The sequence below is a fragment of the Paraburkholderia denitrificans genome, from assembly GCF_042655705.1.
Classification (GTDB): domain Bacteria; phylum Pseudomonadota; class Gammaproteobacteria; order Burkholderiales; family Burkholderiaceae; genus Paraburkholderia; species Paraburkholderia denitrificans.
In genome coordinates, this window is sequence record NZ_JBHSMP010000016.1 from 236,080 (window position 1) to 250,345 (window position 14,266).

A 14,266-nucleotide genomic window follows, 5' to 3' on the forward strand; every position below is an offset into this window, starting at 1 on the left:
GTCATGCGCGCCTCCGATGTCGTAAACTGTCGCGACGGGCCGGATTGCCGGCCCGCTTCGCATTCGCACCGGATTACGACCTCGCGACATGGCCGCATATTTCACCGTTTCCCTTCCCGCATCGCGCGCAATGACGCCGCGAAGGAGCCTCGCTTGAGCGTGCGCGAACTGCCCACGGGGCTCATGCTCGTTCACGGCAATCAGCCCGAACGGCTGCGCGACCTGATCGTCCAATGGATCAGCCAGAATCCGGTTGCTCCGCTCGAAAAAGAAGTGATGCTCGTGCAGAGCAACGGCATCGCGCAGTGGCTCAAGCTCGCATTCGCGGCGGACCCGGAGGAAGGCGGCTGCGGCGTGGCGGCTGCGTTCGAGATGTCGCTGCCTTCGCGTTTTCTCTGGCAGGTCTATCGCGCGGTGCTGGGCCTGGAGGCAGTGCCCGCCGTTTCGCCGTTCGACAAATCGCGGCTCACGTGGCGCCTGATGCGCATGCTGCCCGCATTGCTCGACACGCCCGGCTACGAGCCGCTCAAGCGTTTCATGGCGCAGGACGACGACCGGCGCAAGCGTTTCCAGCTTGCGCAGCGCGTGGCCGATCTGTTCGACCAGTACCAGGTGTATCGCGCGGACTGGCTCGCCGCATGGGCCGCGCACGACGATGTGGTGATCGACGCCCGCAACCAGCGCGCGCCGCTGCCCGCCGACGCACGCTGGCAGGCCGCGCTCTGGCGCGCGCTGCTCGATGACGTGGGCGACGACGATGCACAGCACGGCGTCGATCTGCGGGAGACGGGCCGCGCGGCGGTCCATGCGGCGTTCATGCGTTGCGCGGAACGCTGGCGCGAGGGTGACGACGACGGCAACGGCGGCAGCACAAGGCCGAAGGCGCTGCCGCGCCGCATCGTCGTGTTCGGTGTATCGAGCTTGCCGCGCCAGTCGGTGGAGGTGCTCGCGGCACTCGCGCGCTGGACCCAGGTGCTCCTGTGCGTTCACAACCCGTGCATGCATTACTGGGCCGATATCGTCGCCGACCAGGATCTTCTGCGCGCGCGGCACGCGCGGCAGCGCCGCCGCGCAGGCGCGCCCGCCGTGCTCGACGATTCGCTGCTGCACCTTCATGCGCAACCGCTGCTGGCGGCGTGGGGCAAGCAGGGGCGCGACTTCATCGGCCTGCTCGACGAATACGACAGCGACGAAGCGCGCGCGAGCTACGCGCCGCATTTCACGCGCATCGGCCAGCGCATCGATCTGTTCGACGGCGCCGAGGCGCACACGCTGCTGCAACAGCTTCAAGACGATATCCGCGAGTTGCGCCCGTTGCACGAGACGCGCGAGCAATGGCCCGCGGTCGATCCGCACGCGGACGAATCGATCCGCTTTCATGTCGCCCACAGCGCGCAGCGCGAGGTGGAGATCCTGCACGACCGGCTGCTGGCGGCGTTTGCCGCCGATCCCGCCTTGCGGCCGCGCGACGTGATCGTGATGGTGCCGGACATCGAGGTCTACACGCCGCACATCCAGGCCGTGTTCGGCCTGCTCGACGCGGACGATCCACGCTACATCCCGTTCAGCGTCGCGGATCGCACACAGCGCACGTTCGATCCGCTCGTCGGCGCGCTCGAAATGCTGCTCGCGTTACCGCAGTCGCGTGTGAGCGTGAGCGACGTGCTCGACCTGCTGGAAGTGCCCGCCGTGCGCGCGCGCTTTGGCATCGACGCCGAGGACGTGCCCACGCTGCGCAACTGGATCGACGGTGCGAATATCCGCTGGGGCCTGCACGCCACGCAACGGGCGAGCCTCGGCTTGCCGCAGGCCGACGAGATGAACGCGCCGAACAGTTGGGCCTTCGGGCTGCGGCGCATGTTGCTCGGCTATGCGGCGGGCGACAGCGCGAGCGCGTGGCGCGGGATCGAGCCGTACGCCGATATCGGCGGCCTCAATGCCGCGCTGCTCGGCCCGCTCACGCGCCTCGTGGATGCGCTCGATTCGACGTGGCAAACGCTGCGCGAACCGGCGACGGTCGAAGTCTGGTGCGAGCGGCTGCGCGCGCTGAAAGCGACGTTCTTCGCCACCGACGACCCCGAAGATGCCTACACGCTCGAACGCCTCGACGGCGCGCTCGAAACGTGGCGCGAAGCCTGCGCCGAAGCGCGGCTCACGGACAAGCTGCCGCTTGCGATCGTCGCTGAAAACTGGCTTGACGAACTGGCGGGCGGCGGTTTGCAGCAACGCTTTTTCGCGGGCGCGGTGACGTTCGCGACGCTGATGCCGATGCGCGCGATACCGTTCCGGCGCGTGTGCCTGCTCGGTATGAACGACGGCGACTACCCGCGCAATCGCGTGCCGCTCGACTTCGACCTGATGCGCCGCGATTACCGGCCCGGCGACCGCTCGCGGCGCGAGGACGACCGCTATCTGTTTCTCGAAGCGCTGCTCTCCGCGCGCGATCATCTGCACATTTCGTGGATCGGCCGCAGCGTGACCGACAACACGCCGAGGCCGCCTTCCGTGCTCGTGGGGCAGTTGCGCGATCACCTAAAAACGGGCTGGCGGCTCGAAGGCGATGAGGATGCGCCGGAAGCGCCGGATGCATTGCCTGATTCACTACTCGATGCACTGACCATCGAGCATCGCCTGCAACCCTTTAGCGCCGACTACTTTCCGTCGCAGCCGGACGCTTCGCCGCTCTATACCTACGCGCACGAATGGAGCCGTCCCGCTCCGGTGGCGGACGCCGCAGCGCACGCGGCGGCGCTGCCGCCGCCCGAACGCGACGAGCCGCTCTCGATTGACGAACTCGCCGGGTTCCTGCGCGACCCGGTGCGCAGCTTTTTCCAGCAGCGCCTGCGCGTCGCGTTCCAGGCCGAAGATGCGGCAAGCGAGAATCAGGAGCCGTTCGAAGTGGACACGCTGCAGGCGTGGCAACTCCAGAGCGAGCTGATTCGTGCGCAAGCGGCTGCGATGGAGCGCGGCGACGACGACCTCGAACCCGTGGCGCTCGAGCGGCTCGAACGGATGCACCGCAGCGGGGATCTGGCGGCGGGCGGCTTTGGCGAAGTAATCGGCCAGGAACTGCTCGCGCCGATGGGCGACCTCTTCGCCGCGTATCGCAAGGCGCTCGCGCGCTGGCCGGAACCGCTCGAACATCAATATGAAATTCGTCTTGATGCGTCCGTCGATGGGCGCACGCTGACGATCGACGACTGGATCGACGATCTGCGCGCAGGCCCGGACGAAACGCGTGGCCGCGTGATTCTCGATGCGGGCACGCTCGTCAAGGCGAACAAATATCGCGGCGAACGGCTGGCGGCCTACTGGGTCGCGCACGTTGCGGCACAACTGGCGGCGGGTGAGGTGACAACGGTGATCGTCAGCAAGGCGGGCGTGGCGGAGTTTTCGCCCGTGGCGCCGGAGGTCGCGCGCGACTATCTGACTGCGCTGCTCGGCGCGTGGGATGCGGGCTTGCGCCGGCCGCTGCCGCTTGCGGTGAAAACGGCGTTCGCGTGGCTGCGCCGCCTGCCGGATGCGTTCGACGGCAGCCGGGCAAGCGTGCCCGCCGAGGCGTGGGAGGATGCGCGCGCAGCTTTCGAGGGTAACGTGCGTGCCCTCGGCGAGTGCGAGACGAACCCCTGGCTGCGCCGCGCGTTCGCCGATTTCGATGCGCTGGTCGTTGACGACGCATTCATCACGCTTTCAACGCGGCTGCTGCTGCCCGTGCAGCGCGCGCCGCTGGCCGCATCGCGAGCGCCGCGCGATACCGCTGTTACTACTTCCGCTGCTGCTGGAGACACCGCATGACCCAGGCGCACGACGTCACGGCCCACGTGCTGGAGCCGCTGCGCTTTCCGCTCTACGGCAGCCGCCTGATCGAGGCGAGCGCGGGCACGGGCAAAACCTTCACCATCGCAATGCTCTATGTGCGGCTCGTGCTGGGCCACGGCGCGGCAAACGAGCTTTATGAGCCGGTCGAGGAGATCGAGCAGGGTGAATGCGCGCGGCCGCTTACGCCGCCGGAGATTCTCGTCGTCACGTTCACGGACGCCGCAACCAAGGAGCTGCGCGAGCGTATCCGCGCGCGGCTGATCGAAGCGGCTGAGGCGTTCCGTGCCGATCCCGACGACGTGTTCGCCGGCGAAGCGGACGGCGATCTGCTGCACGCATTGCGTGCGGACTACGATCCCGCAGCGTGGCCCGCCTGCGCGCGGCGGCTGCAACTCGCAGCCGAGTGGATGGACGAGGCCGCGGTCTCGACGATCCACGGCTGGTGCAATCGCATGCTCAGCGAGCATGCCTTCGACAGCGACAGCCTTTTTTCGCAGACGCTCGTCACCGACCAGACGGAACTGCGCGCGGAAGTCGTGCGCGATTACTGGCGCACCTACATGGCGCCGCTCGACGCGCAATCGGCCCAGGAAGTGCGCGCCTGGTTCCGCCATCCCGACGAACTGCACAAGGCCATCCGTGGCCTGCTCGCGCATGCGGACCTGCTGCCCGACGCAAGCGAGCCGGCTGCCTCGCTGCTTGCTGCGCGCACGCAGGCGCGCGAGGAACTCGAAGAGTTGAAGGCGCCGTGGCGCGGCTGGATCGACGAAGTAAAGGCGCTGCTCGACACCGCGCGCGCAAAGAAGCTGTTCGATGCCAGGAAGCTCAACACGCGCAACTGCGATACGTGGATCGACAAGCTGCGTGCGTGGGCGAACGACCCCGAGCTCGTGCAGCCCGCCTTCGACGAGAAGGCTGCGGTCTGGACGCGTCTTACGCCCGCCGGGCTCAAGGAGATCTGGCAGCCCGGCAGCGAGCCGCCCGAGCATCCGGCGTTCGTGGCGATGGAGACGCTGCGCGACGCGCTCGCGGCGCAGCCTGACGCACGCCAGCCGCTGCTGTGCCACGCGGCGCGCTGGGTCGCGCGGCGCTTCGAAGACGAGGAGGCGCGCCGCTCGCAGATGGGTTTCGACGACCTTCTCACGCGCCTGCTCGCGGCATTGAAGAAGGAAAACGGCGAGCGTCTTGCGGCGATCATCCGCAAGCAGTATCCGGTGGCCCTGATCGACGAGTTTCAGGACACGGACCCGGTTCAGTACCAGATTTTCGACCGGATCTACCGTATTGCCGAGAACGTCGCCGATACGGCAATCGTCTTGATCGGCGATCCGAAGCAGGCCATCTATGCGTTTCGCGGCGCGGATATCTACACGTATCTGCGTGCCCGGCAGGCGTGCGAAGGGCGGCTTTATACGCTGAAGACGAACTATCGCTCGACGCGCGCGATGGTGGCGGCCGTCAACCGCTGCTTTGACGCCGCGGAATCGCGTGCCGAAGGCAACGGCGCGTTCCTGTTCCGCAGCAACGACGGCGAGGCGAATGCGCTTCCGTTCGTCCCCGCCGAAGCGCATGGCCGAGCCGAAAAACTCGTGGCGCAAGGCGCAGCGGTGCCTGCGCTCAACGTCTGGTGGCTGCCGCCAGGCGTTGACGGCAAGCCGCCTTCCAGCAAGGCGGCGTACCTCGTGAGCATGGCCGCAAGCTGCGCGACCGAGATGGTCCGGCTCATGAACCTCGGCGAGTCGCAGGCGGCAGGCTTCGAAAGCGAGGACGGCCTGCGTGCATTGAAGCCATCCGATATGGCCGTGCTCGTGAACAATCGCGACGAGGCGAGCGCGATCCGCCAGGCGCTGCGCGCACGCGGCGTGCGCAGCGTCTACCTGTCCGATCGCGATTCCGTTTACCTCACGCCGCAGGCCGAGGAACTGCGCTACTGGCTCGCCGCCTGCGCGGAACCCGACGATGGACGGCGCGTGCGCACGGCGCTCGCGACGTCGACGCTCGGACTCGGCTGGAGCGAACTCGACGCCCTGGGTCACGACGAACTCGCATGGGAAGCGCGCGTGCTGCAGTTCCGCGGCTATCGCGATTGCTGGCGCAAGAAGGGCGTGTTGCCGATGCTGCGGCGCCTGCTCAACGACTTTCACGTGCCGCAGCGGCTGCTCGGCGAGACGGCGGGCGCCAGCGTCAACGGCGAACGCGCGCTCACGAACCTGCTGCATCTGGCCGAACTGCTGCAACAGGCCAGTACGCAGCTAGACGGCGAGCATGCGCTGATCCGTTACCTCGACGAACAACGCGAGGACGAGAGCGCGGGCGGTGGCGGCGACGCGCGACAACTGCGCCTCGAAAGCGACGCGGCGCTCGTGCAGGTCGTCACGATCCACAAGTCGAAGGGACTTGAATATCCGCTCGTGTTCCTGCCGTTTGCCTGCGCGTATCGCGCGGTCAAACCCGACGAAGTGCCGCTCAAATGGCACGACGCGCAGGGCGAATTGCAGATCACGCTCGAAGCGAGCGGCAGCGAGCTTCAGCAGGCGGACCGCGAACGGCTCGGCGAAGACCTGCGCAAGCTCTACGTCGCGCTCACGCGCGCGCGCTACGCGACGTGGGTGGGCTATGCGCCGCTGCAGGGCGTCGAGTCGAGCGCGTTCGGCTACCTCATGAGCGGCGGCGAGCCGCTGCCCGCAGACCAGTCCGAAGCGTGCCTCGAAGCGCTGCGCGGCGGCTCTGCCGACATCAACGTTGCGCCCGCACCCGAACCCGGCCGCGAGTTATTTGCGATGCGCGGGCCGCGTGCCGCGCGAGGCCATGCGCGCACGATGGCGTATCGCGAGCGCGAGCGCTGGTGGGTCGCGAGTTATTCGAGTCTGAAGACGGTCGAGGCTGCGCCGGGCGGCATCGCCACGCCCGATCCGGATGGCGCGCGCGCGGCGCCGGATACGCGCGGCGAGGACGTGTTCCTCGAACTGCTCGACGCGACCACGCCGCCGCAAGAAGAAGCGGACGAAGCGGACGGCGTTCAGGCCGTCGCGCTGGCGGGCGACACGATGCACGGCTTCGAGCGCGGCGCGGACGCGGGCACCTTCCTGCACGACCTGATGGAATGGACGGCCAATGAGGGCTTCGACAAAATCGCACAGGATGCCGAAAGCGTGCGCGATATGGTGGCGCGGCGCTGCAACGTGCGCGGCTGGTCGCGCTGGGTCGAGCCGCTCACCGAATGGCTGTTGCATCTCGTGAAAACGCCGTTGAGGCTGCCGCCTGTGGAGGGCGAAGCGGTGTCGCCGGTCGTGTTCGCCAAGCTGGCCTCGTATATGGCGGAAATGGAGTTCTGGGTGACGGCGCACGCGGTCGACACGCTCGAACTCGATGCGCTCGTCACGTCGATGACGCTCGACGGCGAGGCGCGTCCCGCGCTCGACGCCACACGCCTGAACGGCATGCTCAAGGGCTTCATGGATCTCGTGTTCGAACATGAAGGCCGCTACTACGTCGCCGACTACAAGTCGAACTGGCTCGGGCCCGACGATGCTTCATACACGGCCGCGAAAATGCGCGCGCAGATCCTGCATTCCCGCTACGAACTGCAGTACGTGCTGTATCTGTTCGCGCTGCATCGGCTGCTCAAGGCGCGCTTGCCGGACTATGACTACGACCTTCACGTGGGCGGCGCCGTTTATATCTTCCTGCGCGGCGGACGTGCGCCGGGCCAGGGGCTGCATATCGAGCGACCGCCACGCGAACTGATCGAACGAATCGATGCGCTGTTCGCGCGTCACGAAGCGGCAAAGGGCATGGCATGACGAAGCGACGCACGCAGGACATGATCGGCGTGACCGGCGATCTGTTCGCGCAACAGGAGCTCGAAGCGGCGGCGCAAGACACGCCGCCGCAGGATGCGGGCAGGGCGCCGCGCGCGCGCGAATCGGCACAGCAGATGCTCGCCGTGCTCGACCGCTGGGTCGAGCGTGGCTGGCTGCGCACGCTCGATGCCGCGTTCGCGCGCTTTCTCTGGACCGAAACGCCGCAGGCCGCGCCGCTCTTGCTGCTCGCCGCCGCGCTGGCGAGCCATCAGCTCGGGCGCGGTCATGTCTGCCTCGATCTTCGGGCCACGCTCGACGATCCCGCTTTCGCGCTCTCGTTGCCGCCCGATGGCCCGCAACTGCCCGCTGCCGAACCGGTTCAGCCGCCTGCCGAAGTGCTCGCGGGCGTGACGCTCGCGCAGTGGCGCGCGGCACTCGACGCACCTGAGATGGTGGGCATCGAGGTCGGTAATACGCCGCTCGTGCTCGCGGGTACGCGGCTTTATCTGCGGCGCTACTGGCAATACGAACAGGACGTGCGCGCGGGCATCGAGCGGCGGCTTGCGCGCCGCGCGCAAATCGAGGCCGCACTGCCCGCTGACGCGGCACGCCGCGCGCTCGACGCACTGTTTCCTGCGCGCGCAATCGACGCGGGCCAGCCGCCGCGTGCGGACTGGCAAAAACTCGCCTGTGCGCTGGCGGCGCGCAGTGCGTTCAGCATCGTCACGGGCGGACCCGGCACCGGCAAGACGACGACTGTCGTCAAGCTGCTGGCGCTCTTGCAGACGCTTGCGCTCGGACAAGCGGGCACGCGCGGCGCGCGGCCACTGCGTATCCGTCTCGCGGCACCGACCGGCAAGGCGGCGGCGCGGCTCAACGAATCGATTGCGGGCGCGGTGAAGCGCTTGCCGTTCGACGCGTTGCCGAACGGCGAAGCGCTGCGCGCCACGATTCCCACGGTCGTGACGACGCTGCATCGCGTGCTGGGCACGCGGCCCGGCAGCCGGCGCTTTCGCCATGACGCGGCGAATCCGCTGCCCGTCGACGTACTCGTGATCGACGAGGCGTCGATGGTCGATCTGGAGATGATGGCCGCGGTGCTCGATGCGCTGCCGTCCACGGCGCGCCTCATCCTGCTCGGCGACAAGGACCAGCTTGCTTCGGTGGAGGCGGGCGCGGTGCTCGGCGAACTGTGCGAGCGTGCGCGCGAAGGCCACTACACGGAGGCTACGCGCGCGTGGCTCGAAGCGGCGACGGGCGAGCGCATCGACGCCGTGATGCTCGACGCTCACGGCACGCCGCTCGATCAGGCGGTCGCGATGCTGCGTGAGAGCCATCGCTTTGCCGCCGATAGCGGCATCGGCGCGCTTGCCGAACTGGTCAATACGGGTAACGCGGCAGGCGTCGCAAAGATCTGGGCACGCGGTTTTGCCGATCTCGCGCGCGTTGCTTGTTCGACGGCGGACGACGTGCCGCTGCGTGCGCTGATTGTCGAGGGCCGCGCAGGCAATACGGGTGAGACAAACGTTGTGCGCGCAAACGAGAGCGCGGCTGTGAGCCGTTACGGCTATCGGCACTATCTGGAGACGATGCGTGCGCTGCGGCCCGAGTCTGGCGCATCACCCGAAGCGCTCGCGCAATGGGCGGCGGCGGTGCTGAAGGCGCATGGCGAGTTTCAGCTGCTTTGCGCGTTGCGGCGGGGTCCGTGGGGCGTCGAAGGATTGAATCAGCGCGTGGCGCGGCTGCTGCACGAAAGCGCGCTGATCGATCCGCGCGGCGACTGGTATGCGGGGCGGCCCGTGCTCGTCACGCACAACGACCATGAACTCGGGTTGATGAACGGCGACATCGGTATCGCGCTGGCATTGCCCGTGCGCGACGGCGAACCGCCCGTGCTGCGCGTGGCGTTCCCGGCCATGGATGGATCGCGCGGTGTGAAGTGGGTGTCGCCGAGCCGCCTGCAAAGCGTCGAGACCGTGTTCGCGCTCACCGTGCACAAGTCGCAGGGTTCCGAATTCACCCACGCCGCGCTCGTATTGCCGGACACCTATAGCCCCGTTCTCACGCGTGAACTCGTCTACACGGGCATCACGCGTGCGCGAGAGTTTTTGACGCTTGCGGTGCCGGAGGGAAGGCCGGTGCTCGACCGCGCGGTGGTCTCCCGGGTGCAGCGCGCGAGCGGCCTGATGGCGGGCCTCGCCGACGATGCGGATGCGGCCTGACGCGCGGTGATGTGGCGTTGGGCTGCGCGCGATAAAAAGGGCGAGCCGCTGGTGCGGCCCGCCCTTTTTTCTGGATCGGCGAATTCGACGAGTGCGCCGAACAGACGTTTAAACGATCGTGAGCGGGTGTAGAGCACGTTTTCGAAACAAGCGACTGTCGCGATTCAGAGTCCGCGTTGACCTGCGGTGAGAATCAGGCGCAGACCGAGCGCGCCGATGGCGAAGGCCGCGGTGCGGTCGATCCAGCGTCGCGCGCGCAGATAAAGTTCGCGCGGCCGCTGGCTCGAAAAGCAGAGCGCAACCACCGTGTACCACCCGGTTTCGATGATGAAAACGAACGGCGGCAGCGCGAAGTAGCACCACATCGGCGGATGCTGCGGCAGGAGCGCCACGAAGATGCTGCCGTAGGCGATGGCCGTTTTCGGATTGCTCAACTGCGTGGTGAGGCCCACCCAGAACGATTTGCCTGGGCGGCTGGCGGCGGCTTTGGCGCTGCCCACCGTGAACGGTTGACTCGCACCGCGCCAGATCCGCGAGGCGATATAGAGCAGATACGCACCGCCCGCGAGCTTGAGCCCCATGTAGAGCCATTCGACGGTAGAAAGCACGGTATAGAGCCCGGCGAGCGCGACGCCCGCGAAGCAGATCGCTCCGGCGCCCATGCCGAGCGCGGTGGCGACGCCATCGCGGCGCGACAGGGCGATCGAACTGCGGGCGACGAGCACGAAGCTCGGGCCGGGGCTCATGGCGCCCAGCAGAATGGCGGCGAGGATGCTTACGATAGCGGCGAACGGAGTCATGGCAGGGCCTTCGGGAGGGAGGAATTGGCTACGGTAGCACGACAAATATGAGCAAAAGTAGCGCTGGATCAAGACGTTCGCGGACGTTCGCGGCTCCAGTGCGCGAGCAGTACGCGCGTCTGCTCGCGGATGTTCGTCTTCACGAACGCGGCTTTTTCGGCGTCGATATCGTCCCACTGCAGCAGCGCGAGCGTCGAGCGCCGCGCAATGTGGAACAGCAGAAATTGCCCGTACAGGCTGAACATGCGCACGACGGTGAGCGGATCGTCGGCAGGCACACCGGTAATGCGCGCAAGGAGCGCGACATTGACCGCGTTGAGCGGTTCGCGCACGCGCTCGCGCAGTACCTGTGAGCCGATCTCGGGCTCGCCGCCGCCCTGTTCGCGCGCGAAGAAGAGCCGCGCGTCGGGTTCGCGGTGCTTCACGAACGTGCGGTCCGCCACGGCCATCTGAATGCCGATGAACGCCTCGATGAGCGCATCGGGGTCAGCGTTGCTTGCCAGCACTTCGTGGCCGCGCATCACGGCGGGCTCGAAAGCCTCCCACGATTCGTCCGCGAGCGACTCGGCGCACGCGCGGTAGAGCCCTTCCTTGTTCTCGAAGTAGTACTGCAGCGCGGGCGCATTGACGCCCGCATGCGCGGCGATCTCGCGCGTGGACGCGCCTTCGAAGCCGTGCTGGCCGAACAGGATGATTGCGGCCTCAATGATCTTGCGCCGGGTTTCGTCGCCGCGTGGATAGCCTCCGGCCGTCGGGCGGCGCAGTCGTTTGCTTTCGCTCATGGGTCTCCTTGCCTGGCTGCCCGGAAATATATCACTTGACACAATTTTTCCAGTTGGAATAATTTTGCCAACCGGAAAGATTGAGACAAAAGACATGTCAACGACAGCAGGCGTGCCCGCGCGCGATGCAGCGGACGCGGGCAACGCGTCGGCACGACGCGGCACGAAACGGAATTTTCTGATCGGAACCTTGCTGGCCGTGGTGGTGGCCGGGGCGGTCTGGGGCGGGCACTGGTGGAGGGTGGGCCGCTTCATCGAATCGACCGACGACGCTTATCTGCAAGCCGATAGCGTGACGGTTGCGCCGAAGGTGAGCGGCTACGTGAGCGACGTATATGTCGCCGACAACCAGGCGGTCAAGGCGGGCGATCCGCTCGTGAAGCTCGATGCGCGCCAGTATCAGGTGGCGCTCGATCAAGCCCGCGCGACTATCGACGCGCGCGTCGCCGACATCGAGCATGCGCAGGCTCAGCTCGCCCAGCAGCGCGCGAACATCGCGCAGACGCAGGCGCAGCAGGAAGTCGCACGCGTGAGCCTGCGCCATGCGCGCGACGAGGTTGCGCGCTACGCACCGCTCGCCGCAACCGGCGCGGAAACCACCGAACGCCTGGACGGACTCACGAGCACGCGCGACGAGGCCGCGGCCACGCTGGCCGCCGATTCGGCAGCCGTCGAAGCCGCGCGCGCGCAGATTACCGCGCTCAGCGCGCAGCTCGCCCAGGCCCGCGCGCAACTCGAAGCCGCGCGCGCGAACGCGGCGCAGGCACAACTCGATCTGGACAACACGGTGGTCAAAAGCGCGCTCGCGGGACGCGTGGGCGATCGCACGGTGCGCGTTGGCCAGTTCGTGCAGCCCGGCACGCGCATGTTGACCGTCGTGCCCGTGCAAAGCACTTATCTCGAAGCGAACTTCAAGGAAACGCAGATTGGTCGCATGCGCGTGGGCCAGCCCGTCGAGCTTTCGGTCGACGCGCTGCCGGGTCATACGCTGCATGGCGTCGTCGACAGCTTCTCCCCGGGCACGGGCGCGCAGTTCGCGCTGCTGCCGCCCGAGAACGCCACGGGCAACTTCACGAAGATCGTGCAGCGCGTGCCGGTGCGCATCCGTCTCGATACCGGCCCGCAAACACGCAGCGTGCTGCTGCCGGGCATGTCGGTGACCGTCGACGTGGATACACGCTCGGCTCGCGACGACGAGCGCCGCATCGAAGCCGAGAATCACCGTGGCTGACGCGGCCGTTCGTGACGCGGCCATTAGCGAACCGGCGCCCGCACCGCGCGCGAGCACGGCGGACTGGATTGCCGTTGCGGCCGGTGCGCTCGGCGCGCTGATGGCCACGCTCGATATCTCGATCACGAACTCGGCATTGCCGCAGATCCAGGGCGAGATCGGTGCGACCGGCACCGAAGGCACGTGGATTTCGACGGGCTACCTGATGTCCGAAATCGTGATGATCCCGCTCGCGGCCTGGCTCACGCGCGTGTTCGGACTGCGCAATTTTCTGCTGACGAATTCGGCGCTCTTCATCGGTTTTTCGATGATGTGCGGCTGGTCGCACACGCTGCCCGTGATGATCGCCGGGCGTATCGGACAGGGCTTTACCGGCGGCGCGATGATCCCGACCGGGCAGACCATCATCCGCACCCGCTTGCCGCTGTCGCAATTGCCGGTCGGCATGACGGTATTCGGCCTGATCGTGCTGCTCGGGCCGTTGCTCGGACCGGTCGTGGGCGGCTGGCTTGCGGAGAACATCAGCTGGAGCTGGTGCTTCTTCATCAACCTGCCGGTGTGTCTTGCGCTGATCACGCTGCTCGTAGTGGGCCTTGAGCCCGACCGCCCGCATTGGGAGGCGTTTTTCAAGGCCGACTGGCTCGGGATCGCGGGCCTTGCTGCCGGCCTCAGTTCGCTGACTGTCGTGCTCGAAGAGGGGCAGCGCGAACGGTGGTTCGAGTCGAGCATGATCGTTACGCTCACATGGGTCTCGCTCGCGGGCATGGCGTTGATCGCGCTCTCGCAGGTCACGGCGAAGAAGCCGATTCTGCGCCTGTCGCTCATGCGCAATCCGCGCTATGCGAGCGTGATCGTTATCGTGTTCGCGGTGGGCGCGGGGCTGTATGGCATTTCGTATCTGCTGCCGCAGTTCCTGAGCCTCGTCGCGGGCTATAACGCGCAGCAGTCGGGCTCGATCATGCTGCTTTCCGGCTTGCCCGCGTTTCTGATGATGCCGATCTTGCCGCGCGTGCTCGGCAAGATGGATTTTCGCGTGCTCGTGGTGAGCGGGCTGCTGCTGTTCACGCTTAGCTGCATGCTCGATATTTCGCTGACTGCGCAGAGCGTCGGCCATGATTTCGTCTGGTCGCAGCTCGTTCGCGGCACCGCCCAGGTGCTGGCGATGATGCCGCTCAATCAGGCATCGATGGCAGCCGTCGCGCGCGAGGAATCCGGCGATGCCGCGGGTCTTTACAACATGGCGCGCAATCTCGGCGGATCGGTGGGGCTCGCGATCATCGGCACGCTGATCGACCGCCGCGAGACGTTCCATATCGCGATGCTGCGCGAATCGATCAGCGCGAATTCGCTGATCGGGCAGGAGCGTGTCGCCTCCGGTGCTTCGTATTGGCTCTCGCAGACCGGCGACATGGCGTATTCGCAACTGCGCTCGCTCGGCCAGATCGCCGCGCAGATTCAGCAGCAATCGATGGTTATCACGTATTCCGAAACGTTCTGGGTGCTCGGCATCGCGCTCGCCGCCTGCGTGCCCCTCGCGCTTTTGCTCAAGAAACCGCAGCCCGGCGCGAAAGTGTCGTCTGCAGGTCATTGAGATTCAACTCTTTTGCTC

Annotated in this window: 7 protein-coding genes; 5 read left to right on the forward strand and 2 right to left on the reverse strand. The window is 67.0% G+C overall.

All coding sequences use genetic code 11. The features are described 5' to 3' along the window. Positions 1-159 precede the first annotated feature (159 nt). From recC to recD, 3 genes are read left to right on the forward strand one after another with little or no spacing between them, the layout of a single operon-like run. Positions 160-3,795, forward strand: coding sequence for an exodeoxyribonuclease V subunit gamma (gene recC / locus ACFPTO_RS14000; protein ID WP_377712108.1), 3,636 nt, complete (start codon positions 160-162; stop codon positions 3,793-3,795). Next, positions 3,792-7,622, forward strand: a complete 3,831-nt coding sequence (gene recB / locus ACFPTO_RS14005; RefSeq protein WP_377711933.1) for an exodeoxyribonuclease V subunit beta — start codon at positions 3,792-3,794, stop codon at positions 7,620-7,622. The genes recC and recB overlap by 4 nt, the downstream gene beginning before the upstream one ends. Beyond that, positions 7,619-9,844 (forward strand): exodeoxyribonuclease V subunit alpha, encoded by a 2,226-nt coding sequence (gene recD, locus ACFPTO_RS14010; protein ID WP_377711934.1) that lies wholly within the window; start codon positions 7,619-7,621, stop codon positions 9,842-9,844. The genes recB and recD overlap by 4 nt, the downstream gene beginning before the upstream one ends. A 164-nt stretch (positions 9,845-10,008) precedes the next feature. Here the strand turns inward: recD and ACFPTO_RS14015 are convergent, their stop codons facing one another. Both ACFPTO_RS14015 and ACFPTO_RS14020 read right to left on the reverse strand, forming a co-directional pair. Continuing rightward, positions 10,009-10,644, reverse strand: coding sequence for a LysE family translocator (locus ACFPTO_RS14015; protein WP_377711935.1), 636 nt, complete (start codon positions 10,642-10,644; stop codon positions 10,009-10,011). A 68-nt stretch (positions 10,645-10,712) separates the two neighbouring features. Then, entirely contained in the window at positions 10,713-11,426 is a 714-nt protein-coding gene (locus tag ACFPTO_RS14020; RefSeq protein ID WP_377711936.1) for a CerR family C-terminal domain-containing protein, read from the reverse strand. A gap of 94 nt (positions 11,427-11,520) precedes the next feature. Here ACFPTO_RS14020 and ACFPTO_RS14025 point away from each other — a divergent pair, with 94 nt between their 5' ends. Further along, the gene (locus tag ACFPTO_RS14025) at positions 11,521-12,657 is read left to right on the forward strand and encodes an HlyD family secretion protein (RefSeq protein WP_377711937.1); all 1,137 of its coding nucleotides are present in this window, start codon (positions 11,521-11,523) and stop codon (positions 12,655-12,657) included. Positions 12,658-12,679: 22 nt separating this feature from the next. Continuing rightward, positions 12,680-14,248, forward strand: coding sequence for an MDR family MFS transporter (locus ACFPTO_RS14030; protein ID WP_377712109.1), 1,569 nt, complete (start codon positions 12,680-12,682; stop codon positions 14,246-14,248). Positions 14,249-14,266: the final 18 nt, after the last annotated feature.

Bases quoted from the DNA above. Each gene is read 5' to 3' on its own strand.
- recB (WP_377711933.1), top strand. From the start codon at position 3,792: ATGACCCAGGCGCACGACGTCACGGCCCACGTGCTGGAGCCGCTGCGC.
- recD (WP_377711934.1), top strand. From the start codon at position 7,619: ATGACGAAGCGACGCACGCAGGACATGATCGGCGTGACCGGCGATCTG.
- ACFPTO_RS14015 (WP_377711935.1), bottom strand. From the start codon at position 10,644: ATGACTCCGTTCGCCGCTATCGTAAGCATCCTCGCCGCCATTCTGCTG.
- ACFPTO_RS14020 (WP_377711936.1), bottom strand. From the start codon at position 11,426: ATGAGCGAAAGCAAACGACTGCGCCGCCCGACGGCCGGAGGCTATCCA.
- ACFPTO_RS14025 (WP_377711937.1), top strand. From the start codon at position 11,521: ATGTCAACGACAGCAGGCGTGCCCGCGCGCGATGCAGCGGACGCGGGC.